The sequence below is a fragment of the Eubacterium sp. 1001713B170207_170306_E7 genome, assembly GCF_015547515.1.
GTDB lineage: Bacteria > Bacillota > Clostridia > Eubacteriales > Eubacteriaceae > Eubacterium.
Genome location: NZ_JADMVE010000001.1, coordinates 152,621 through 172,881, shown reverse-complemented (window position 1 = coordinate 172,881; position 20,261 = coordinate 152,621). Strand labels below are relative to the sequence as shown.

The window sequence follows — 20,261 nt, the reverse complement described above, 5'->3', positions numbered from 1 at the left end:
TTCTCCTCACTCTCTTTTAAAGGGTATATTCCCCCACTTTGGTAAGAATATTCATATAAACCTGAAGTCCTCTCAGAAGAACCTTTTCATCAAAATTAAAGCCGTGGGTGTGGAGGTTCTGGGTATAGCCCTTCCCCTCGCTGCCAGAGCCAAGGCCCATGAAAACACCTGGAACGGCTTTCCGGTACATGGCGAAATCCTCGGCCAGCATCACCTTTTTAAACAGCTTCTTTTCATCCGCCTCACCGCACAGAGGCCAGATCTGGTCGAACAGAGCCTCGCTATTGATGACCGGCGGGTACATATCCACAAACTTAATCTCAATTTTACAATGGTACATCTGCTCAATGCCCCTGGCCATATCCACCATGCGCTGCTTCATGGCCTTTTGGACATCCTCTGAGAATGATCGTACCGTACCGGAAAGGCTGACCTTATCGGCAATAATATTCATCCGAGTGCCGCCGTCTATGGTGCCGATGGACAGCAGAGCGCTGTCGTTAGGGCTCACGGTCCGGCTCACGATCTTCTGAAGGCTGGAAATATAGTCGGCAGTGGCTACAATGGCATCGATCCCCTGATCCGGATCGGCCGCATGGCCGCTTTTTCCCAGGATATCAATGTAAAATTCAGAGGTCATTGCCATCATCGGACCCGGGGTTGTACTGATAAGCCCTTCCTCTACGAAGGGAAACAGATGGTAGCCAAAAATAGCTTTGGTTTTATACTTTTCAAGCACCCCACTCTCAACAATAGGGCCAGCCCCGCCCGGGCCCTCCTCCGCAGGCTGAAACACCAGCAGGGTATTACGCACTCTGGCTTCAGGATGTTCTTTTAAATATCTGGCCACCAGAAGCACCATGCTCATATGGCCATCGTGGCCACAGGCGTGCATCATGCCCTCATGCTCAGAGGCAAAGTCCACCCCGGTTTCTTCCGTGACACCCAGGCCGTCCATATCGGTGCGGATGGCGATGGTCTCGTCCAGCCCGTTTAAATTTGGAATAAACAAGACAACACCAGTATCACAGACCTTTTCTGGAGTATACCCCAGCTTTTCAAGATAATCTATAATAAACATCTGGGTTTCACGCTCATTAAAGCCCGTTTCCGGGATTTTATGTAAAGTCCGCCGGAGGCTGACGGCTTCCGTCTCATAGGCTTTGATGGCTTCAGGAAGCTTTTGGTAAAAGTCAACTGCCATGAAATCACTCCTTTTTCTAAAGATTAAAAATAATTATATATTAAAGAACAGGATAACACAAGCGCACGCTCCCGCTCCTTCAGCCATAAAAAAGATGACCTGCCAAAACGGCACGTCATCTCAGTTTGCTAAGCGCTTCGGATACGCTCGATATGCAGGGCCAGATAGCTGACCTCCTTTTCGGTAAACGGCTCACCCAGTTCGCGGGAGAGCTTTTCACAAATTTCTCCGGCTACCTCAAAGGAGTAGGCGCATTTTTCCTTTGTAAATTCGATCATATCGCTGTTGAGCTTCTCATTATTGTGCACCCGGGCCAGCATACATTTAATATGGTACAAAAGCCGGTTATAAGCAAAGGAGCCCATGTCGATCCCGACACCGCATTCCTTCTCGATCCGGTCAATGCTTTCCCGGATGATCACCGGAATTTTGAGAGACTGGGAAACCTGCGTGTCGCTGAGGGCCGAGTGGATGTACAGCGTAATGTAGCTGACCTCGTCGTCGGGAATGCTGTAGCCGGTACGCTCGCGGATGATCTCCCTTCCCTTTTCGGCAATGGCGTACTCTTCCTCAAAAAGCAGACGGATATCCTCCGAAAAGGGGTTGGACAGATCCATCTGGCTGTTCATACGGACAATAGAAAAGGCGATATGGTCGGCCAGGGGCAGCAGTATATTGGTATCCACAGCCTTGAATTTCTCCTCGGACAGGCGGATAATATCGTTGGCGATTTCCAGGTAAACCGGATCGACCGCGCTGATAAGCTTGTCTGAAGGGCCTTTGCTGGTTTCCTTCTGCAGATGGTATTTTTTAACGCTTTTCGGATCCTCAAAAGGCTGGTTGACTTTTTTGTTAAAGCCTACGCCCTTCCCCAGAAAGATGACCTCCTCCTTGCGTCTGAGGTCAACGGCCAGAACCGCGTTGTTATTTAAAACTTTTTTGACACAGTACACTCGGTGTGCCCCCCCTTCTGTATCTTCTCGCAGAGCTGTAAAAAGGAAGGCCTTTCCTATTATAAAGAGCCTTCCTTTTGTCGTTCGCTGATGGTCTTGTTTTAGCTTTCTACCCTATTATACACTTATCCGTCAATTTCGACAACATCCATATCGGTGGTCGCATCGCCTTTTGCCAGAATTTGCATGTCCTTGCCTGCCGGCAGGCCGGTAAAGATCATGGGCACAGCCGCGGACGGGGCGTTGGCCTCGATAAAGGGCAGATCAATGGTCAGAAGCAGATCACCGCGCTTAACGGTATCGCCCTGCTCAACGTGCGGGGTAAAGCCCTCGCCGTCGAGATTGACGGTGTCGATGCCCACATGGATGAGCAGCTCTGTACCGTCGGCGGATTTCATTCCAATGGCGTGGCCCGTTGGGAACAGCACCTCGATGGAGCCATCGCAGGGCGCATGTACCTCGGAGCCTGTCGGAAACACCACAATGCCATCGCCCAGCATTTTCTGGCTGAAAGCGTCGTCCGGGGTTTCCTCGATACTGGCAACGCGGCCGTCGATGGGGCTTGAGAAAAATTCGACCGTGCCGTTCTTTTCAGTCATATTTTGCGTTTCAGCGGCCTTTGGAGCTTCGGTTCCAGCCATATCCAATGACAGGTTATCCGCTTCCGGGGTTTCCAGGAATTCTTCAAGATTTGACTTAATATTCGGTACGGTCGGGCCGTAAATGACCTGAACGCCCTGGCCTTTGATGACCACGCCTGCTGCACCGCTCTGTTTTAAAAGGTCCTCGTTAACAAGAGCAGAATCCTTCACTGTTGTACGCAAGCGGGTAATGCAGTTGTCCAGATCCTCGATATTATCCTTACCTCCCAGGCCTACAGTGATCATAGCTGAGACAGGGTCGCTGACACCTGCTGCCGGACTGCCTTCTGTGCCGCCGCTGTTTTTTCTGGCGTCGACATCGGCCCGAGTGTAGAGCTTGGTTTCTTCATCGTCATCCTCACGGCCCGGTGTTTTCAGGTTGAACTTTTTGATCAGGGTTCTGAATAGAATCCAGTAAATAAAGAAGTAAGCCACGCCCACCAGCACAATATTGACCCAGTGGGTCTTGTCATTGCCCTGGAGAATACCGAACAGGAACATATCAATAAGGCCGCCGGAGAAGGTCATGCCGACCCCAACGTTTAAAATGTGCATGAGCATATAGGAGAGCCCGCAGAGCACACAGTGAATAATATATAAGAATGGCGCCACAAACAGGAAGGTGAACTCGATGGGCTCGGTAATCCCTGTCAGGACAGCGGTCAGAGCTGCAGATAACAGCAGGCCGCCGACAAGCTTACGCTTTTCAGGCTTGGCGCACTGGTACATCGCCAGAGCCGCCCCCGGAAGCCCAAAGATCATGAACGGGAATTTACCAGACATAAAGCGGGTAGCCTCTACGCTGAACTGGGTCACGTTGCCACTGGCCAGCTGGGCGAAGAAAATATTTTGGGCGCCCTCGATCATCTGGCCGTCCACATTCATCACACCGCCCACGCTGGTTTGCCAGAATGGGATATAAAACACATGGTGCAGGCCAAAGGGAATGAGGGCACGCTCGATAAAGCCGTAGATAAAGGTGCCGATGTAGCCGGAATTGATGACCACATTGCCGATGGCGTTGATGCCGATCTGGATATAAGGCCATACAAAGAACATTAAAACGCCCACAACTAGGTAAACTAAGGCGGTGATGATCGGGACAAAGCGGGTGCCACCGAAGAAGGAGATCACAGACGGCAGCTTAATGTTATAGAATTTGTTGGTTAAGGCTGCTGCGCCGAGCCCGACGATGATCCCACCGAATACCCCCATCTGCAGGGATTCGATACCGACAGTGCTCGAGATGGAGCCGGACGGCAGCAGACGGCTGGCCACAATTTCCGTAAAGGGCTGGTTCGCGGCTAAAGCGGCTGCCCGGGCGGTTTCGTTGGCGGCGGCCAGGGTTTCCGGCGAATAGGTGCCGGTCAGGCCGATCAGGGTACTGATGACCGTGTGCATGATGAAGAAACCGATAACCCCGGCCAGCGCCGCAACGGCCTTTTCCTTCTTCGCCATGCCAATGGCAACGCCGATGGCAAAAATAATGGGCAGGTTCGCGAAAATAACATTTCCCGCCTCGCTCATAACCGTTAAAATGGTATAGACGATGGTTCCCTCGCCCATGACGCTGGTGAGCCCGTAGGACTCCAGCATGACTTCATTCGTAAAGGAGCCCCCGATGCCCAGCAGCAGTCCCGCTACCGGAAGAAGGGCAATTGGCAGCATGAAGGCCCGGCCCACGCGCTGCAGAACACCAAAAATCTTGTCTTTCATTTGTTTTCCTCCTCATTTTATAATGGTGTCAGGATTTGTACTCGTTGGAAACAGAGACCCTGCGCTATCGGATAAAACGATAACAGACTTCTCAGGCTATATACCCAATTTTGCAGACTGGTCTCATTTCAGGCAACAAAAAAGGCATTAACTGTCAAAAAACTGTAACAAACAGCTCTTTGACAGTTAATGCCTGCATTACCAGTAACACACCATCGGTACAAATTATTTAACTATTATTATCATACGGCACTGTTAAGAATCTGTCAAGCTTTTTTTGCAAAAATAATGTCTGCAAATTTTACATTATTTTGAATTTTTCTATTTCTTTTCCTGTATACATCTGGTACAATAGGGATTACAAACTAATAAGTAAAGATAGAGGCGCGTTTTTAAAGAGTAACTGCCAGGATTACGACAGAGTAAGAGGAATGGCGGCCAAAGGGAAAAACGCCGAAGGACCCGGTGCTGTCAGCCGGCTTCCTGGGGTTATTGTGAACAACAATAATACTGTCATCGAAAGATGGAGTGCTGTCAAAACTGCAAACTTGTTATATTTTTAACCATTCCGCGCCGTAGGGCCTCAGGGGCTTACATACCGGCCGGAATCCATGACTTTTTGCAATTTTATAGCTGGTATCTTTACTGGCTTTTTTTATTATATTTAATCAAAGGAGGATTTCTCGATGAAATCATACAACGTTGCTGTGGTCGGCGCCACTGGCATGGTCGGTCAAAAAATGCTTCGGGTTCTGGAAGAAATGAAATTTCCAGTGAATAATTTATATCCAATGGCTTCTGCCCGCTCCAAGGGTAAAACCGTTAAATACGGCGATAAGGAATACGTGGTTGAGGAGCTCTGCGACGAGGCTTTTGACAAGGACATTGATATTGCCCTGTTCTCTGCCGGCGGCAGCACCAGCGAACGCTTTGCCCCTGCAGCTGCCAAGAGAGGCGTCATTGTCATCGACAACAGCTCCGCCTGGCGTATGGACCCGGAAGTGCCATTGATAGTGCCAGAGGTAAATCCTGAGGACTTAAAAGGACACAAAAATATCATCGCCAATCCAAACTGCTCCACCATCCAGGCCATGGTCGCATTAAAACCCATCTATGACAAATACGGGATTGACCGTATCGTCTACTCTACCTACCAGGCCGTTTCCGGCTCTGGCGTCAAAGGATACAAAGATCTGGAGGAAGGCGTGAAGGGCGCTGAAAACCAGTTCTACCCACACCCCATCGCCTATAACTGCCTGCCCCATATCGACGATTTTCTGGACAACGGCTACACCAAGGAAGAAATGAAAATGGTCAATGAAACCCACAAGATCATGCACGACGACAACATCCGCGTGACCGCTACCACTGTGCGTGTTCCGGTCTACTACGGCCATTCTGAAAGCATTAACGTTGAAACCAAAAAGCCCTTTGAGATCGAGGACGTCAAGGCTCTTTTCAAGGACGCCCCGGGCTGTGTCCTGAGAGATGACCCGGCCAACAACGTTTATCCCCTGGCCCGTGAGGCCGAAGGCACCAACGACGTCTATATCGGCCGTATCCGCCGCGATTTCAGCATCGACAACGGCATCAACTTCTGGTGTGTTGCCGACAACATCCGCAAGGGCGCAGCTGCCAACGCGGTACAGATCGCTTTCGCCTTAATCGAAGAAGGCTTAATTTAACACTATCCGGCCCCGCGCCGGATAAAATACTGAGGAGGAACTACTATGTCCACTATTTTTACAGGAAGCTGTGTGGCCCTGATCACACCATTCAAGGACAACAAAATCGATTTTGACCGGTTCAGAGAGCTCATCGACTGGCACATCGAAAACGGCACCGACGCCATTCTGGTGGCCGGAACCACCGGTGAGACCTCAACCCTCACTGATCAGGAGCACCTTGATCTGCTGCGGGTTGCCGGCGAACACATTGCCGGCCGCGTTCCTTATATTGCCGGTACTGGCAGTAACGATACCGCCTACTCCATTATGCTCTCAAAATACGCTGAGGAACAGGGTGCGGACGCGGTTTTAGTCATTAACCCCTACTACAACAAATCCACCCAGAAGGGGATTTACGTGCACATCAAGGCCATTGCCGACGCCATCAAGGTGCCGATCATTGTCTACAATGTGCCCAGCCGCACCGGGGCCAACATCAGCGTGTCCACCATGCAGAAGCTGGCCGAGATCCCCAATGTCCAGGCAGTCAAGGAAGCCAGCGGCGACATCAGCCAGATCACAGAAATTGCCCGCACCTGCGGCAGCAAACTGGATGTTTACAGCGGCAACGACGACCAGACCCTGCCCATCCTTTCTGTGGGCGGCAAGGGCATTATCTCCGTTTCTGCCAACATTATTCCAAAGGATATGCACGACCTGGTAGCAGCCTTTATGAGCGGCGATGTAGACAAAGCCCGGGAAATGCAGTTTAGCACTAACCTGATCAATCTGGCCATGTTCTATGAAACCAACCCGATCCCGGTTAAAACCGCCATGCGGCTGCTGGGCACCGACACTGGTGAAATGCGCCTGCCCCTGGTTGAAATGGAAGAGGCCAATGAGGCACGCCTGGCTGAAGCCCTGAAGGAATACGGACTGCTTTAATAAGGCGGTTCATAAAATTTAATAAAAGAGGTACTCCCCTATGCTAAATATACTCTTATCCGGCGTCGGCGGCGCCATGGGGCATATGCTCCAGACCATTATCGGTGAAGATCCGGACTGCCAGATCGTGGCAGGCTTTGATATTAACACCGATCAGGATACCCCCTTCCCTGTCTATTCCGATTTAAGCCAGTGTGCGGAAAAGGCGGATGTGATCATTGACTTTTCCCACTACAAGGCCTTTGACAGCATCTTTGGCTATGCCAGAGACACCAAGACGCCCATCGTCATCGCCACCACCGGCCTCTCCGAGGCGAATCTGGCCGATATTGAAGCCGGCGGGAGGGAATTTCCAGTTTTCAGAACCGCTAACCTGAGCCTGGGCATCAACCTTCTGGCAAAAGCCCTGCGGGATATGGCAGGCGCTCTGGAGGACGGCTTTGATATTGAAATTATTGAAAAGCACCACAATAAAAAAGCCGACGCCCCCAGCGGCACTGCCCTGCTTTTGGCCGACGCGGTAAATGATGGTCTCAAAAATAAAAAGGACTATACCTTTGGCCGCCATGGCAGAGACTGTAAGCGAGAACCCCAGGAGCTGGGAATCCACGCCGTCCGCGGCGGCACCATCCCCGGCGAGCACACAGTCTTATTCGCTGGCAACGATGAGCTGATCGAAATCCGCCACACGGCCCTTTCCAAAAAAGTATTTGCAAACGGCGCAGTGACTGCGGCCAAATACCTTGTAAACCAGGCCCCGGGCCTCTACAATATGGAAATGCTGATTGAAAATTAAACCACACGAAAGGATTTAACATGACAAACGAAGAACTGAAAAAACAATTTGATTTAAACGACCCCTACCAGATCGCAAAATACATTAACGCCGTCGAGAAATCCACACCGGTTAAGGCCTATGTCCGCGGCTACCTGAGAGCAAATGACCTGGCCGGTTACGAATACTACGGCGATCCTTCCGCCTGCATAATCATCGGTGAGGCCGGTGAGATCAGCGACCTTCTGGACGCCAAGGCTGGCTCAATCTCCTCTGTCCGTATCGAATGTGACCGCCGCAACTCGGCCATACCATTACTGGATTTAACCAAGGTAGACGCCCGTATCGAGCCCGGCTCTTTTATCCGCGAGGGCGCGCATATCCACAAAAACGCAGTGATTATGATGGGCGCTGTGATCAATATCGGCGCGGTTGTGGGCGAGGGCACCATGATTGATATGAACGCTGTGCTGGGCGCCCGTGCTACCATTGGCAAGAACTGCCATATCGGCGCAGGTGCGGTGGTTGCCGGTGTGCTTGAGCCGCCGTCAAAACAGCCGGTCATCATTGAGGATGAAGTCCTGATCGGGGCCAACGCGGTCATTCTTGAGGGTGTCAAAATCGGTAAGGGCGCAGTGGTCGCCGCCGGTTCTGTGGTGACTGAGGATGTCCCTGCCGGCGTTGTAGTCGCAGGTTCCCCTGCCAAAGTTGTTAAAGACAAAGACGAAAAAACCGAGGATAAAACCGAATTACTCGACGATTTGAGAGGTTAAATTTCCGATGAGCATCATTGTCCAGAAATACGGCGGTACCTCTATGGGGACCATTGACCGTATTAAAAATGTCGCAAGACGTATTATCAAAAAAAGAGAAGAAGGCAACCAGATGGTCGTGGTGGTCTCTGCCATGGGCAAAAGCACCGACGAACTCATCAAAATGGCCTACTCCATCAGCGACGCACCGCCGAGGCGTGAGCTGGATATGCTGTTAGCTACCGGCGAACAGGTTTCTATTTCCATGCTGTCCATGGCCCTTAACGCCATGGGCTACGACGCGATCTCCTTTACCGGCCCCCAGGTGGGCGTCCACACCATGGGCCACCACGGGAAATCCCGGATTATGGATATTGAGACTAAGAAAATCGAGGATGCCCTCAACGACGGCAAAATCGTTATTATCGCAGGCTTCCAGGGAGTGAATGAAAATGACGATATCACCACCCTGGGCCGGGGCGGCTCCGACACCAGCGCGGTTGCCCTGTCCTGTGTGTTAGAATGCCCCTGCGAAATCTACACCGACGTGGACGGGATCTACGGTGTGGACCCGCGCCTGTACCCGCCGGCCAAAAAGCTGAACACGGTCAGCTTTGACGAAATGCTGGAAATGGCCAGCCTGGGCGCTGGCGTCATGCATGCCCGCGCCATCGAGCTAGGCAGCAAGTACAACGCGGAAATCTATGTGGCATCCAGTATTCACGACGTGCCCGGTACGCTCATTAAGGAAGGTGACAGCAACATGAGCCCTATGGAACAGCAGGCCATTACCGGCCTCGCCATCGACAATGACGAGCTGATGGTATCTCTCAAGAACGTTCCCTTTGATATGAACATCACAGCCCAGTTCTTCTCAGACCTGGCTAAAAAAAGCATTAACATCGACATGATCAGCCAGACTGCTCCGGTCTACGGCGCAATCAATATCTCCTTTTCCGCCCCCATCGAGGATCTGTCCGAGCTGCGGAAAATCCTGTATGATTTTATGGAAAAATATCCCCAGGTGGAAATGGACATCAACAAAGAAATCTCCAAGCTTTCTGTTGTGGGCATTGGCATGCGCAGCCAGTCCGGGGTCGCCGCCAAGTTTTTCCAGCTTCTGGCCGACAACAACATCCCCATGCTCATGATCACTACCTCGGAAATCCGCATTTCCTGCGTGATTCCGTCCGAGCTGCGGGATACGGCTGTCATGGCTACCGCCGACGCGTTCGACCTGTAGGAGGCTCTTATGACGACCACCTATATGGAGAGCCATAGCGTTGACGGCCTGACCGTTGACCACAAAAATCTCATGATCTCGCTGAAAAAGGTGCCGGTCAATTCCATTATCCTGACCCGCTGCCTCAGCGAGCTATCAGACGCCGACGTCAATGTCGATATCATCACCCAGACCGCGCCGGTCAAAAAAGCCTTTGACGTTTCCTTTATTGTCCTCGAGCGCGACCTGGATAAGGTTAAGGACATCGTAAACGCCCTTGGCGAGGAATACCCTGAAATTAAAATCACCATCAACAGGGACATCACACGCCTGTCCGTCTCTGGCATTGGCATGCGCACCCAGTCCGGGGTCGCCTCCAAATTCTTCCAGGCGCTGGCCGACAACGACGTCCAGATTTTAATGATCACCACCTCCGAAATCCGTATCTCCTGCATTATCAAGATCGAGGATACCGAGAAAGCGGTCGCGGCCACAAAAGAGGCTTTTAACCTGGAGGACTGAAACGGCTTTGAGATGGCGTGCCTCTAGGAACGCCATCTTTTTTTGCTCTCCGGATCATCTCCTGCTTTTTCAAACAAAAACTTTTCTATCCCCCGATTATTTAAGTTTTCCATTGTATAATAAAAAGCATTGTGAAATATTCAATAAAATCAGAGGTGAAAATAAATGCGTGAAAATTTATCTGCCAGAGGCAGTCTGGACGACTGGATTGATGCTTCTGAGGTGGCACTCTGGAACGCGGGCTTTGAACGTGTAGAGGTTGATGAACATTTTGACCGTCTTGCTGCTGATATCGGCGAAAACGGTTATCTCGATATTAATTTTCTGATACAGAATGACGGGCGGGTACGCTTGGAAATCGACGCCTCCGACAAGGAGCTGATCGACCAGTTTAAATCCTCGGTGGCCCAGGTTATGCAAGGTGGCGGCAACACAGAGAGTCGCCAGGACGGACGTGACAGTCGCGCGCAGAGCAGTCGCTATGCTGACGAAGGCCCAGATGAGATGGCTGATGACAGCGATTCCGGCAGCCGAGGCAACAAAGGCAAGCGCGGCAAAAAAGGCCGCTCCGGCGGACGCGGGCTTCGCATGCCCGGCGGCAGACGCTCCGGCGATCTCTTTTATGCCCGCACCTGGTTCATCCTGCTCATGCTGGTGCTCGTGCCACCGCTTGGTATTTTTTTAATGTACTACTATAAAAAATTCAGTCTTATTCCAAGAATTTTTTTAACCTTGATCGCCATACTCTACACACTGCTGATCTGGCTCGGGCTTTTTGGCATCAACACAGGGATCAACCAAGAGACCATTAACAGCTGGATCCAAAATGGCCAGTCCCAGATTACAAGACTCATCAACAATCAGAAAAACAGCAGCCCTAACCCGTCTGCTACGCCATCCACGACCAACAACAATGGCTCGGACAGCACCACCACGACCTCCCCGGGAAACGATACAGACAACAGCACAGACTCTGGCGGCAGCTCGAACTTCATCAACGACGCCATCAATTCCATACTTCCTTCGTCCACTGCGGACGGGGAAAGCGAATAAAAAAACAGGACCTTCACGGATCCTGTTTTTTTATTCCTCGATCTTTTCCATGTGTTTATCGTAGACCAGGCGGATGATGGCAGCGATAAAAATAGTCAGAAAACAGATGGCCAGAACAGCGTGTTCGCCGTAATCAGTAATGGTGCCTTCGGTAAAAAGGGGCTCATTATGGCTGATGAGAAGAACCACATTGGCCAGGGCCACCAGACCAAAAATAACTACAAAGAAAACCTGGCGGTCCTTACTCAGATAAACGCCTCGGATGTTCATCTCAACCGTCCCGATGGTAACGGGCACCATAATCAGGATAATACCGGCGATGAATTTGTCCGGCCAGATAAAACCCGCGTCCTCAATGATGCCGTTGATAAAAATACAGATTCCCATGATCACCATAATATGCCTGCAGATACTGCCACGGATAATCTGCTGCCGTTCGTCGTATTCCTTACATAAATCAAACATTTTATAATCCTCCTGTCGTTAAAGTTACTCGTTCTCTCCTGCAACTCGAGCTCTCCAATTTATACACTTACGAATGATCAAAGCAGCAGTGATGACCAAAATACAAAGTAAAATCACACAATGCTCGCCTTTTGTTGTCAGGCAGCTGTTATTTTCTGAAAAAAGTGATTTTGTGTTTCCCAGAAAAAAGGGAAGCTGAACAATAAACATCAATGCAAATGCAATAATTATCCAGAAAGGTACCCTGCCACTTCTTGAAAAGAGGTTTCTGGCAAGCAGTTCAACGACAAACCAGGTCACGGGCAAAATCATAACCATTCCATTTTCCAATTGCCGACTTTCAAATACAAAACTTTGGTTCACAATAGCCGCATCGAGATAAATACATAATAAGGCTATTGCAAAAGAATGTTTATAAACCTTTCCCATCAGCATTTCCTGCCGCTCGTCATATTCGTCTTCACGGTAATCCACTTGCTTTTTCATTATACTTCCTCCTTGCTTCAGGCTTCTTCCCAGAAAAGCTCGTCCAGTGTTTTCCCAAGCACCCTGCAGATCGCGATGCACAACTTGATGGTGGGGTTATAGTCCCCTTTTTCAATGGCGTTCATGGTCTGCCGGGTAACGCCTACCGCCTCGGCCAAGTCCTTCTGGGTCATATCGAGGGCGGCCCTGGCAGCTTTGATCCTTAAGTTCTTCCCCATTATGTCACCATCCTTTACATCCTTATTCTAAATCTTATCCGACAAAAAGTCAAATATATTTTACTTTCCATCTTATAAATCTTAATTTTATGCAAACAAACCGCCTGCACCCTTGGGCGCGACGGCTTGTTCTCTTAACCTGATCACTTCCCCAGCAGGGACTGGTAAAGCTTCAAGTCCTTGTCCCTATAAACGTTAAACACAATTTTCTTCAGCCTTCTTGCCTTCCGCATAAACGCTTTTACTGTCTTTACAGCAATGGCAGCAGCTTGTTCCGGTGGAAAGTGAAACTCTCCGGTGGAGATACAGCAAAAGGCCAGGCTCTGCAGTCCTCTTTCCTCGGCCAGCGCGAGGCAGGAGTAATAGCAGCTTTGCAGCAGGCTGCAGTTCTTCGGGGTCAGGCCGCCGTTGACAATGGGGCCGACCGTGTGGATTACCCAGTCTGCAGGAAGATTATAGCCCGGGGTGATTTTAGCCGCTCCGGTGGGCTCGGGCATCTCCTGCCGGATCATAAGCTCGTGGCAGGCCTGGCGTAGCTGGACCCCGGCATAGGTGTGGATGGCGTTATCAATGCAGCCGTGACAGGGCACAAAACAACCCAGCAGCTGGCTGTTGGCTGCGTTCACAATAGCGTCGGCCTGAAGTGTGGTGATATCACCCTGCCAGAGGTACAGCCCCTCCTCCAAAGGTGCCAGTTCACCGACCCGGGTAATGCCCTTGCGCGCTGTCCCGGCTTGCAAGAAGGTGTCTTGGAGGGCCAGAAAGTCCGAGCCTGCGGGCATTGGCGGGCGCAGGTTCATCAGCGACCGGAGTATTTGCCATCTTTCTTGCGCTGCCTCCGGGATTTTTATAGGATTATATTTTGGCTGTTCTACAAGCAGGGCGGTGATCAGCCGGAGCATTTGCTCGTTTCTGTTCATAAGACGACTCCTTTCTTCTTTCTTCTATGTGTAATGCACAAAGGGCCCCATTGTGAAGCAGGCACAAAATAGTGGCTTGGTATCTCTTGGGATACCAAGGTTGAATTTTTATCCAAAACCTGATATACTTTTTTATGTAAGTATCTTTAGAATATCATTAATCCAGTGAAAGCAGGTGAAAAAATGAACGACCGACCACTTCCAGCCTGTCCCGTCGAAACCACGTTGATGCTCATCGGCAGTAAATGGAAGGTTTTGATTTTGAGGGACCTGATGGACGGCACCCGCCGTTTCAGCGAGCTTAAAAGATCCATCGGGACCATTACCCAGAAGGTGCTAACCTCTAACCTGAGAGATATGGAGGACTGCGGCCTGCTCACCCGTACTGTCTACCCCGAGGTGCCCCCAAGGGTTGAGTACACACTGACCGAGACCGGCTACAGCCTAAAGCCCATTCTCGACTCCATGGTGGACTGGGGGACAGCCTATAAAAACCAGTCCGAGTTTGCCAGGCCATGAAAAAAAGAGATGCGGTGCCTTTTTGGCGCCGCATCTCTTTTGCGTTTAGATTTTCTGGCAGGACTGCTTCAGCCCTGGCAGCATGGCTCTCGATTTCTTTGTATATTTTCTGTCCTTCTGTTTTTTAAAGCTAACTTTAATTTTTCCGGTTTCCTCGTTGACTACAGCAGTTTTGAAAATGACGGTCACTCTGCTTCTTTTGGTTTTTTCCACATTATTCATCACTGCCATATCATGCTCAAGTCTATTTTGAAATTCTTCCCAGGTTGCATATTCTTTTTTGATCGTATTATCTGTTTTCATTTTAAACTAAAGGCTCCTAACATTCCAACATCATGCGGGGACAAATTTGACCATCCGTCACCGTTATACTGGCAATCGCCAAGCAAACAAACTTTTTACTTTTCTGTCGATATGCTCTTTGGCTGTATCCTTATTATAGACGGTTAATCCTTTAAAATCAAGGAATTTCAGATAAAAATTTCTTTTATTGGTTATCTGTTTAACAATAAAATATTTTTATTCACTGCCGGCCGCTTTCTGGGCGGACTTGCGGGCGCTGCGTCTTTTTACATAAATTAAAGTTTTCTTAAGCACCGGGATCATAATCGCCCATACTGGACTCGATTATGTGATCAAACCATAAAAGGATGGCCTGACTTTCTGACACATCATCTCAATAAAAAAGGACCAGCCCGATTTTGGCTGATCCCTGAATGTTTTAGTTATCCTTATTGGTTCTTCTCCAGATGTGCATTTTTTCAGCTTCTGCGATGAGCTCGTCGCGGAAATCCGGGTGGGCTACGGAGATAATAGCGTCACATTTTTCCCAGGTGGACAGCCCCTTAAGGTTGACCTTGCCGTACTCGGTTACCAGGTAATGGATATTCGCACGGGTATCAGTAACAACGGAACCCGGCTGCAACGTCGGCACAATACGAGACTTCATTTCGCCGTCTCTTGTCATAAAGGTGGAGGAGCAGCAGATAAAGCTCTTTCCGCCGTTTGACAGGTAAGCGCCCAGCACAAAGTCGAGCTGTCCGCCAGCGCCGCTGATGTGCTTGATCCCGGAGGATTCTGAACTGACCTGGCCAAAGAGGTCAACGTCGACAGCGTTGTTGATGGACATGAAATCGTCAATGGCAGAGATGGAGCGGATATCGTTGGTATAATCGACCGGCGCGCTCATGCACTGCGGATTGTCATGGATATAATCATACAGCTTCTGGGTACCTGCGCCAAAAGCGTAGGTCTGGCGGAAGCGGTCGATATTTTTTCTGGAGCCGTTGATTTTGCCGGCTTTCGCGATATCGACAAAGGCATCGACGTACATTTCGGTGTGAACGCCCAGATCCTTCAGATCGGATTCGGCGATGAGTGAACCGACAGCGTTTGGCATTCCCCCGATACCAAGCTGGAGGCATGCGCCGTTCGGAATTTCTTCTACGATCAGTTCGGCAACTTTTTTGTCAACATCGGTTGCGGGACCGCCAGCGCCCAGCTCTGCCATGAGGGGATTGGGACCTTCGACGATTTTATCGACCTGAGAGATGTGAATGGCTTCTTCAAAGCCGCCAAGGCATCTCGGCATATTTTTATTGACTTCAACAATGATTGTTTTTGCGCGTTCGCACATTGCCATCATATGTGAGGCGTTGGGGCCAAAATTGAAATAACCATGATCATCCATCGGTGCGACCTGGAACATGGCCACGTCCACATCCTGCTTGGAATCTCGGTAGTATCTCGGCATTTCGGAGTAACGGATCGGTGTGTAGTAGGCGAAGCCCTGGGCAATGGCCTTTCGTTCGATGCCGCTCATGTGCCAGGAATTCCAGGTGATATGATCTGCCGGATCTTCGATTTTAAAAATCTCGGGTACCCACATCAGGATCCCGCCGCGGATTTTGAGGTCAACCAGGTCGTTTTCGACCACATGGGCTGCCAGTGCCCGATCCAGCTCTCTTGCTGTGGCGGAGCACCAGCCGTAATCCAGCCAGTCGCCGGATTTTACAGTCTTGACAGCTTCTTCTGCCGTTACCAGTTTTTCAGCATATTCTTTAATAAAACTCATTTTTCCCTCCCATTTGGAATTGCTCTTAGTTAAACAATTGTCAATGTTTACTTATCCCTTATTATAACATACTATCCGCTGGTTTTTTAAAAAAAGCGAGAAATTACACGGAATTTTTTGTCATTCCGGCGTTTCGCTTATTTCTTTTTGCTGCTCCTGCCGCCTTTTTTGATCCATACCTCCGGCGCGCCTCTGAAAAAGGCCTTGAGGAAGTAAAGTCCTGAAAATACTGGCAGGGTAAAGGCCAGTGACGAGCAGACGCTTTTGATAATCTGAGTTCCTGAGCTGAACGACAGATTATTTAAAAACTGGCCGAAAGCCTGATCGACAAGCATCAGATAAGCCATGCCCCCATAAAGCGCCAGGCAGACCAAGGCAAAAAGCAGGTGTCTTACGTCAAAGACTGGTCTCGGCATGTGGAACCATGCGATAAAGCAGGCGCCTGCGGCCAGGAGCAGGGTAAGCAGCGGCGTGACAAGAAAATTATAAACCACGAGGATTTTGCCTGTTATCCCCACTCTTTCCTCCATGCTCACAGCCGCCATGGCCCCGGTCATATGGGCCTGAAGCTGATCGTAGGCGACGACAAAGAGCATGATAAGAATAATGGCCAGAATCAGGTTCATGATTTTTTTGGAGACGGGCTCAGGGTTGGGCGCGCTACGCAGCCCCTTATACAGGAAAACCCCGCCGAAAAGGAAAAGGCCGCTGGAAGCATTGGCGAGGGAGGCCCGCAGAGGGACTACCGCGATAAGGGCAGTGAGGGACGCGCCCAGAGCCGCCATCACAAGGCCAACGGTCAGGTTAAAAACCGACAAGTGCGCTTTGCGGCGTTTAAAGTCGTTGGCAATGCCCCCGATCAGGGCCCCCAGAAGCACCAGGTACACCCAGAACATGGACCGGATATAGACCGGCACCGCCAGCGTGCCGCCGCTTTCTAAAAAGCTCTGGCTGGCTGCATTGATGTACTCGACATAAAAGGCCTGAATGGCCGCGTACAGCAGGATAAACAGAATGGCCAGCAGGCCGCCCCGTATCCGGTAGATTTCCTGTTTCATGATTCACACCTCTTTCCAAAAAAACGCTATACTAAAGCAGCTTTTGCTTTAGTATAGCGTTTTGAAATCGTTTTATCGAGGGTAAATATTTATCTCCTGCCTGTCCCTGTTTGTCAGATCCGGATGGAGACATAAGTACCCTCCTTCGCCTCGACGTGGACGATCTCGAGGCCCTTATACTGTCTCAGAACAGAGGTACAGTCCCGCACGATCATCTTAAAATAATCCTTGGTCACCAGATCTCGGAAGGGCTCGGGAACAGACTCCCGCATTTTGACAAAGGCGATCTCTGGCACCAGGTTAACCGCGAGGGAGGCCAGCCGCAGCGGAACGGGCAGCCAAAGCCGAAGGTTGCCTTCATGTACTACAACGTGCATGGGTTGCTCCTCCAGGGTCAGCCAATGTAAACTTTAACGGTCGAGCCATCTGACGCACTCACATCCACAATGGTCCCAAGGGTTTCATTATCAATACATTCCAGAATGGCGGTGGTCAGGGCTTCCAGATCAATTTTCTCGGAGCCCTCCCACTGGATCGGCAGTTTACCGGTAACCTTGAGCATCTGCTGCACAATTTTAACGGGCAGCTGCACATTCACCTTGTCCCCTTCCGGGGTATCCACGACCACGCGCAGCATTTTGTCATCGTAGCCGCTACCCTTCGTGCTAACAGGCTCGATCCAATTGCCTTCCGGGGTGTCCGCCGGTGTTCCGGCTTCTGCCGGAGCTGCCTGGCCCAACGCGTCCAGCAGGCCCACTGCCTGCTCGGCGGAAATTTTGCCTTCTTCTACCATTTTTAATATTCGCATTTTTTCTTCCATTATATTCCTCTTTTCTGCAGACCTGTCCGGTTCTGCCCTCAAATTCTAATGCCTGTTTTGCCGGGCCGCTATTCGGTTTCTTTCATCTGCTCCAGAGCCTCCTCGGGCGTGATCTCCCCATTTTCAAGGGCGTCCAGAATCTCCTTTTTCCGGGTTTCTGAAACCGGCAGTGGGTTTTCGGGCTTTTCGCCAAGCTTCTCAATGATCCCGTCCAGACGGGATCGGACAGTCGGGTAGGAAATCTTCAGTCTCTTTTCCACTTCCTTGATATTGCCCCGGCAGACCAGAAAGGTCTCGGCAAAAAACAGATCCTCTGCGGAGAGATAATCGAATTTGCTCAGGCAGAAATCATTCTCGATGGCGGTATCGCAATTTTCGCACTGGAGCTTAACGGCTTTAAGCCTGCCGCCACACACAGGGCATCGGCTAATCACCTGGTACATCACATCACCTTCTCTTTTTTATATCTATAATATAAACCTAAAAATTAATATTGTCAATTATTATTTCAATAATATTAATATAATTATTTAAAAAATTAATTTTCTCATAAAATATCTTAAACCGGAACTTTAAAATGATTTCGCACAAAACAAAAAGCACCCTTTCGGATGCTTTTTTATCATTTCTTTTCCTAAGTTTCTACTTTTCTTCGTTCTGATCATCCCCGACGATTTCGACTTCGACAACTTCGACTGTTTCTGGTGTCTGCGCAGCAGCTATTTCGGCTTTGGCATCATCGTTATTGAGCTTAGCGCCCAGAAAATACAGGCCGACGAGCACGATAAAGGCCAGGTCCATAAAAACGCCGCTCATGCTGGCGCCGTTGACGATATTGATCACTGTGCTGATAATAGCCAGAATAGCTACAATCCCGCCGAGAACCATTAAAAGCTTAGCTTTTCCGGTATTCTTGGCAAAAACAACGCCTAAAATCCCAACGACCAGATAGAGTATCCCCATTCCCAACAGCATACCTCCGCTGATCATAGCCATACGCGCGAGTTCATCTGTCGAAACAGATGAGCCTGCCTGTGCAAGGGCGTCCTGTACGGCCGGGTCATTTGCCACAGAGCCCATCATGCTGCTGCCAGCCATGGACAGTGCCCCAGTTAAAGCAGAAAAGGCGCCTAAAATAATAAGAATAATTGCTGTAACCTTGATAAAGGTTTTTCCGCTTGCGTTCATATTCAACCTCCTTAAAATGATTGGAATAACTCTTTGTTGAAAACAAAGAAGATTAATGCACTTCTAATTATACCTAAACTGTCTTTCCCTGTAAAGTAAAGAATTCTTAAAGAATCCCACGTAAAAGCCGCCGGGCTGATCGGGGAGGATGCGCCGGCGGCTTTCACAGGGTTTATACTAACAATGATTTGGATTAGGCTTGTTTGGTAAAGATCCCAATGGCATGCTCCACATGGGCCTGCATTGCGATCCTGGCGGCTTCGGCCAGCTCGTCGTAACGAATCTCGGGCCGGGCCGCGTTTTCCTTTAAAAAGGCCTTGACGGCGTCGCCGCCGGCTAAGGACATATAGGTAAAGTAGTTGACCTTGGTGATGCCGTTTTTAATGGCTTCTCTGAAGTCGGCGTCGCCGACGCCGGATCCGCCGTGCATGACCAGGGGCATCCCCACCGCGGCGCGGATTTCCGCGATGCGGTTAAAATCAAGCTTTGGCTCGGCTTCGTACACGCCGTGGGCGGTACCGAAGGCGATGGCCAGGGCGTCGATGCCTGTGGCTTCTACAAAGGCCCGGGCTTCTTCGGGCCTGGTGTAGCAGTCCTCTGGTGTGAGGTCCGCTTCCTCCTCGGAGGGTTCTCCGCCGCCCTCTGGCCGCAGGACGCGGCCCAGCTCTGCCTCGACAGAGACATTATAATTAGCAGCAGCCTGTACCACTGCCCGGGTCCCTGCCACGTTTTCGTCGTAGGGCAGGGCGGAGCCGTCAAACATGACAGAGGTAAAGCCCATTTCCATGGCGGTGAGCAGATAGTCGATATCTTCGCCGTGGTCCAGATGCACACAGACCGGCACCTGTGCGGCCTTGGCCATTTCCAGCATGACGGGCCCGATGACCTTTAAGGGCACGACGCTCTCATGGATCTGGGCGTGCTGTAAAATAACTGGCGCGTCCAGCTTTTCGGCCGCGTCCAGCACCGCGCGGATGCTGGCAAGATTAACGGTGTTGAAGGCGCCCGCCGCGTATCTTTTCGCGTAGGCGTCCTTCATGATTTCATTCAGGGTTATTAACAT

General features: G+C 50.4%; 23 protein-coding genes and 1 riboswitch. Of the genes, 8 read left to right on the top strand and 15 right to left on the bottom strand.

Annotation, left to right across the window (positions count from 1 at the left end):
- Positions 1 to 16: 16 nt before the first annotated feature.
- The 3 genes from I2B62_RS00850 to I2B62_RS00840 form a co-directional block, all read right to left on the bottom strand.
- Positions 17 to 1,204: a M20 family metallopeptidase gene (locus I2B62_RS00850; RefSeq protein ID WP_195267093.1), complete on the bottom strand. Its 1,188-nt coding sequence runs from the start codon at positions 1,202 to 1,204 to the stop codon at positions 17 to 19.
- A gap of 128 nt (positions 1,205 to 1,332) precedes the next feature.
- Complete coding sequence (locus I2B62_RS00845; RefSeq protein ID WP_195267092.1) at positions 1,333 to 2,157, bottom strand: PRD domain-containing protein; 825 nt, start codon at positions 2,155 to 2,157, stop codon at positions 1,333 to 1,335.
- 125 nt (positions 2,158 to 2,282) lie between these two features.
- Entirely contained in the window at positions 2,283 to 4,514 is a 2,232-nt protein-coding gene (locus I2B62_RS00840) for a PTS transporter subunit IIABC (RefSeq protein ID WP_195267091.1), read from the bottom strand.
- A 371-nt stretch (positions 4,515 to 4,885) separates the two neighbouring features.
- A riboswitch (Lysine riboswitch) is annotated at positions 4,886 to 5,056 on the top strand.
- 144 nt (positions 5,057 to 5,200) lie between these two features.
- Between I2B62_RS00840 and I2B62_RS00835 the strand changes: the two genes are divergently transcribed.
- The 7 genes from I2B62_RS00835 (at position 5,201) to I2B62_RS00805 (ending at position 11,450) form a co-directional block, all read left to right on the top strand.
- Positions 5,201 to 6,199, top strand: coding sequence for an aspartate-semialdehyde dehydrogenase (locus I2B62_RS00835; RefSeq protein WP_195267090.1), 999 nt, complete (start codon positions 5,201 to 5,203; stop codon positions 6,197 to 6,199).
- 45 nt (positions 6,200 to 6,244) lie between these two features.
- Positions 6,245 to 7,126 carry a 4-hydroxy-tetrahydrodipicolinate synthase gene (dapA, locus tag I2B62_RS00830; RefSeq protein WP_195267089.1) on the top strand — a complete coding sequence of 294 codons (882 nt, stop codon included), beginning with the start codon at positions 6,245 to 6,247 and terminating at the stop codon, positions 7,124 to 7,126.
- Between the two features lie 40 nt (positions 7,127 to 7,166).
- Positions 7,167 to 7,922 carry a 4-hydroxy-tetrahydrodipicolinate reductase gene (dapB, locus tag I2B62_RS00825; protein ID WP_074618381.1) on the top strand — a complete coding sequence of 252 codons (756 nt, stop codon included), beginning with the start codon at positions 7,167 to 7,169 and terminating at the stop codon, positions 7,920 to 7,922.
- Positions 7,923 to 7,942: 20 nt separating this feature from the next.
- Complete coding sequence (gene dapD, locus I2B62_RS00820; protein ID WP_195267088.1) at positions 7,943 to 8,674, top strand: 2,3,4,5-tetrahydropyridine-2,6-dicarboxylate N-acetyltransferase; 732 nt, start codon at positions 7,943 to 7,945, stop codon at positions 8,672 to 8,674.
- A 7-nt stretch (positions 8,675 to 8,681) separates the two neighbouring features.
- Entirely contained in the window at positions 8,682 to 9,896 is a 1,215-nt protein-coding gene (locus I2B62_RS00815; RefSeq protein WP_058695209.1) for an aspartate kinase, read from the top strand.
- A gap of 9 nt (positions 9,897 to 9,905) precedes the next feature.
- On the top strand, positions 9,906 to 10,397 hold the full coding sequence (locus I2B62_RS00810) for an ACT domain-containing protein (protein ID WP_195267087.1): 492 nt from the start codon (positions 9,906 to 9,908) through the stop codon (positions 10,395 to 10,397).
- A gap of 165 nt (positions 10,398 to 10,562) precedes the next feature.
- Entirely contained in the window at positions 10,563 to 11,450 is an 888-nt protein-coding gene (locus I2B62_RS00805; protein WP_195267086.1) for a hypothetical protein, read from the top strand.
- Between the two features lie 30 nt (positions 11,451 to 11,480).
- Here the strand turns inward: I2B62_RS00805 and I2B62_RS00800 are convergent, their stop codons facing one another.
- From I2B62_RS00800 to I2B62_RS00785, 4 genes are all read right to left on the bottom strand, one after another.
- Positions 11,481 to 11,915, bottom strand: a complete 435-nt coding sequence (locus I2B62_RS00800) for a hypothetical protein (RefSeq protein WP_195267085.1) — start codon at positions 11,913 to 11,915, stop codon at positions 11,481 to 11,483.
- Positions 11,916 to 11,939: 24 nt separating this feature from the next.
- Positions 11,940 to 12,401 (bottom strand): hypothetical protein, encoded by a 462-nt coding sequence (locus I2B62_RS00795; protein WP_195267084.1) that lies wholly within the window; start codon positions 12,399 to 12,401, stop codon positions 11,940 to 11,942.
- 17 nt (positions 12,402 to 12,418) lie between these two features.
- Entirely contained in the window at positions 12,419 to 12,619 is a 201-nt protein-coding gene (locus tag I2B62_RS00790; protein WP_195267083.1) for a helix-turn-helix transcriptional regulator, read from the bottom strand.
- 143 nt (positions 12,620 to 12,762) lie between these two features.
- A complete protein-coding gene (locus tag I2B62_RS00785) occupies positions 12,763 to 13,539 on the bottom strand; it encodes a protein-ADP-ribose hydrolase (RefSeq protein ID WP_195267082.1) in 777 nt (258 codons plus the stop codon).
- Positions 13,540 to 13,722: 183 nt separating this feature from the next.
- On the opposite strand from I2B62_RS00785, the gene I2B62_RS00780 reads away from it, so the two are divergent.
- Positions 13,723 to 14,058 (top strand): helix-turn-helix domain-containing protein, encoded by a 336-nt coding sequence (locus tag I2B62_RS00780; protein WP_195267081.1) that lies wholly within the window; start codon positions 13,723 to 13,725, stop codon positions 14,056 to 14,058.
- A 45-nt stretch (positions 14,059 to 14,103) separates the two neighbouring features.
- Here I2B62_RS00780 and I2B62_RS00775 read toward each other — a convergent pair whose 3' ends face one another.
- The 8 genes from I2B62_RS00775 to I2B62_RS00740 all read right to left on the bottom strand — a co-directional run bounded on the left by I2B62_RS00775 (position 14,104) and on the right by I2B62_RS00740 (position 20,261).
- Positions 14,104 to 14,361, bottom strand: coding sequence for a hypothetical protein (locus tag I2B62_RS00775; RefSeq protein WP_195267080.1), 258 nt, complete (start codon positions 14,359 to 14,361; stop codon positions 14,104 to 14,106).
- A 418-nt stretch (positions 14,362 to 14,779) separates the two neighbouring features.
- A complete protein-coding gene (locus I2B62_RS00770) occupies positions 14,780 to 16,132 on the bottom strand; it encodes a butyryl-CoA:acetate CoA-transferase (protein WP_195267079.1) in 1,353 nt (450 codons plus the stop codon).
- A gap of 137 nt (positions 16,133 to 16,269) precedes the next feature.
- Positions 16,270 to 17,190, bottom strand: coding sequence for a hypothetical protein (locus I2B62_RS00765; RefSeq protein ID WP_195267078.1), 921 nt, complete (start codon positions 17,188 to 17,190; stop codon positions 16,270 to 16,272).
- Positions 17,191 to 17,303: 113 nt separating this feature from the next.
- Positions 17,304 to 17,567, bottom strand: a complete 264-nt coding sequence (locus I2B62_RS00760; protein WP_195267077.1) for a hypothetical protein — start codon at positions 17,565 to 17,567, stop codon at positions 17,304 to 17,306.
- 17 nt (positions 17,568 to 17,584) lie between these two features.
- Positions 17,585 to 18,010: a hypothetical protein gene (locus I2B62_RS00755; protein WP_195267076.1), complete on the bottom strand. Its 426-nt coding sequence runs from the start codon at positions 18,008 to 18,010 to the stop codon at positions 17,585 to 17,587.
- A gap of 68 nt (positions 18,011 to 18,078) precedes the next feature.
- Positions 18,079 to 18,453 carry a DUF2089 domain-containing protein gene (locus I2B62_RS00750; RefSeq protein WP_195267075.1) on the bottom strand — a complete coding sequence of 125 codons (375 nt, stop codon included), beginning with the start codon at positions 18,451 to 18,453 and terminating at the stop codon, positions 18,079 to 18,081.
- A gap of 199 nt (positions 18,454 to 18,652) precedes the next feature.
- Complete coding sequence (locus I2B62_RS00745; RefSeq protein WP_195267074.1) at positions 18,653 to 19,198, bottom strand: hypothetical protein; 546 nt, start codon at positions 19,196 to 19,198, stop codon at positions 18,653 to 18,655.
- Between the two features lie 193 nt (positions 19,199 to 19,391).
- Entirely contained in the window at positions 19,392 to 20,261 is an 870-nt protein-coding gene (locus I2B62_RS00740) for a class II fructose-bisphosphate aldolase (RefSeq protein WP_195267073.1), read from the bottom strand.

Bases quoted from the DNA above. Each gene is read 5' to 3' on its own strand.
- I2B62_RS00850 (WP_195267093.1), bottom strand. From the start codon at position 1,204: ATGGCAGTTGACTTTTACCAAAAGCTTCCTGAAGCCATCAAAGCCTAT.
- I2B62_RS00840 (WP_195267091.1), bottom strand. From the start codon at position 4,514: ATGAAAGACAAGATTTTTGGTGTTCTGCAGCGCGTGGGCCGGGCCTTC.
- I2B62_RS00835 (WP_195267090.1), top strand. From the start codon at position 5,201: ATGAAATCATACAACGTTGCTGTGGTCGGCGCCACTGGCATGGTCGGT.
- dapA (WP_195267089.1), top strand. From the start codon at position 6,245: ATGTCCACTATTTTTACAGGAAGCTGTGTGGCCCTGATCACACCATTC.
- dapB (WP_074618381.1), top strand. From the start codon at position 7,167: ATGCTAAATATACTCTTATCCGGCGTCGGCGGCGCCATGGGGCATATG.
- dapD (WP_195267088.1), top strand. From the start codon at position 7,943: ATGACAAACGAAGAACTGAAAAAACAATTTGATTTAAACGACCCCTAC.
- I2B62_RS00815 (WP_058695209.1), top strand. From the start codon at position 8,682: ATGAGCATCATTGTCCAGAAATACGGCGGTACCTCTATGGGGACCATT.
- I2B62_RS00810 (WP_195267087.1), top strand. From the start codon at position 9,906: ATGACGACCACCTATATGGAGAGCCATAGCGTTGACGGCCTGACCGTT.
- I2B62_RS00805 (WP_195267086.1), top strand. From the start codon at position 10,563: ATGCGTGAAAATTTATCTGCCAGAGGCAGTCTGGACGACTGGATTGAT.
- I2B62_RS00800 (WP_195267085.1), bottom strand. From the start codon at position 11,915: ATGTTTGATTTATGTAAGGAATACGACGAACGGCAGCAGATTATCCGT.
- I2B62_RS00795 (WP_195267084.1), bottom strand. From the start codon at position 12,401: ATGAAAAAGCAAGTGGATTACCGTGAAGACGAATATGACGAGCGGCAG.
- I2B62_RS00790 (WP_195267083.1), bottom strand. From the start codon at position 12,619: ATGGGGAAGAACTTAAGGATCAAAGCTGCCAGGGCCGCCCTCGATATG.
- I2B62_RS00785 (WP_195267082.1), bottom strand. From the start codon at position 13,539: ATGAACAGAAACGAGCAAATGCTCCGGCTGATCACCGCCCTGCTTGTA.
- I2B62_RS00780 (WP_195267081.1), top strand. From the start codon at position 13,723: ATGAACGACCGACCACTTCCAGCCTGTCCCGTCGAAACCACGTTGATG.
- I2B62_RS00775 (WP_195267080.1), bottom strand. From the start codon at position 14,361: ATGAAAACAGATAATACGATCAAAAAAGAATATGCAACCTGGGAAGAA.
- I2B62_RS00770 (WP_195267079.1), bottom strand. From the start codon at position 16,132: ATGAGTTTTATTAAAGAATATGCTGAAAAACTGGTAACGGCAGAAGAA.
- I2B62_RS00765 (WP_195267078.1), bottom strand. From the start codon at position 17,190: ATGAAACAGGAAATCTACCGGATACGGGGCGGCCTGCTGGCCATTCTG.
- I2B62_RS00760 (WP_195267077.1), bottom strand. From the start codon at position 17,567: ATGCACGTTGTAGTACATGAAGGCAACCTTCGGCTTTGGCTGCCCGTT.
- I2B62_RS00755 (WP_195267076.1), bottom strand. From the start codon at position 18,010: ATGGAAGAAAAAATGCGAATATTAAAAATGGTAGAAGAAGGCAAAATT.
- I2B62_RS00750 (WP_195267075.1), bottom strand. From the start codon at position 18,453: ATGTACCAGGTGATTAGCCGATGCCCTGTGTGTGGCGGCAGGCTTAAA.
- I2B62_RS00745 (WP_195267074.1), bottom strand. From the start codon at position 19,198: ATGAACGCAAGCGGAAAAACCTTTATCAAGGTTACAGCAATTATTCTT.
- I2B62_RS00740 (WP_195267073.1), bottom strand. From the start codon at position 20,261: ATGTTAATAACCCTGAATGAAATCATGAAGGACGCCTACGCGAAAAGA.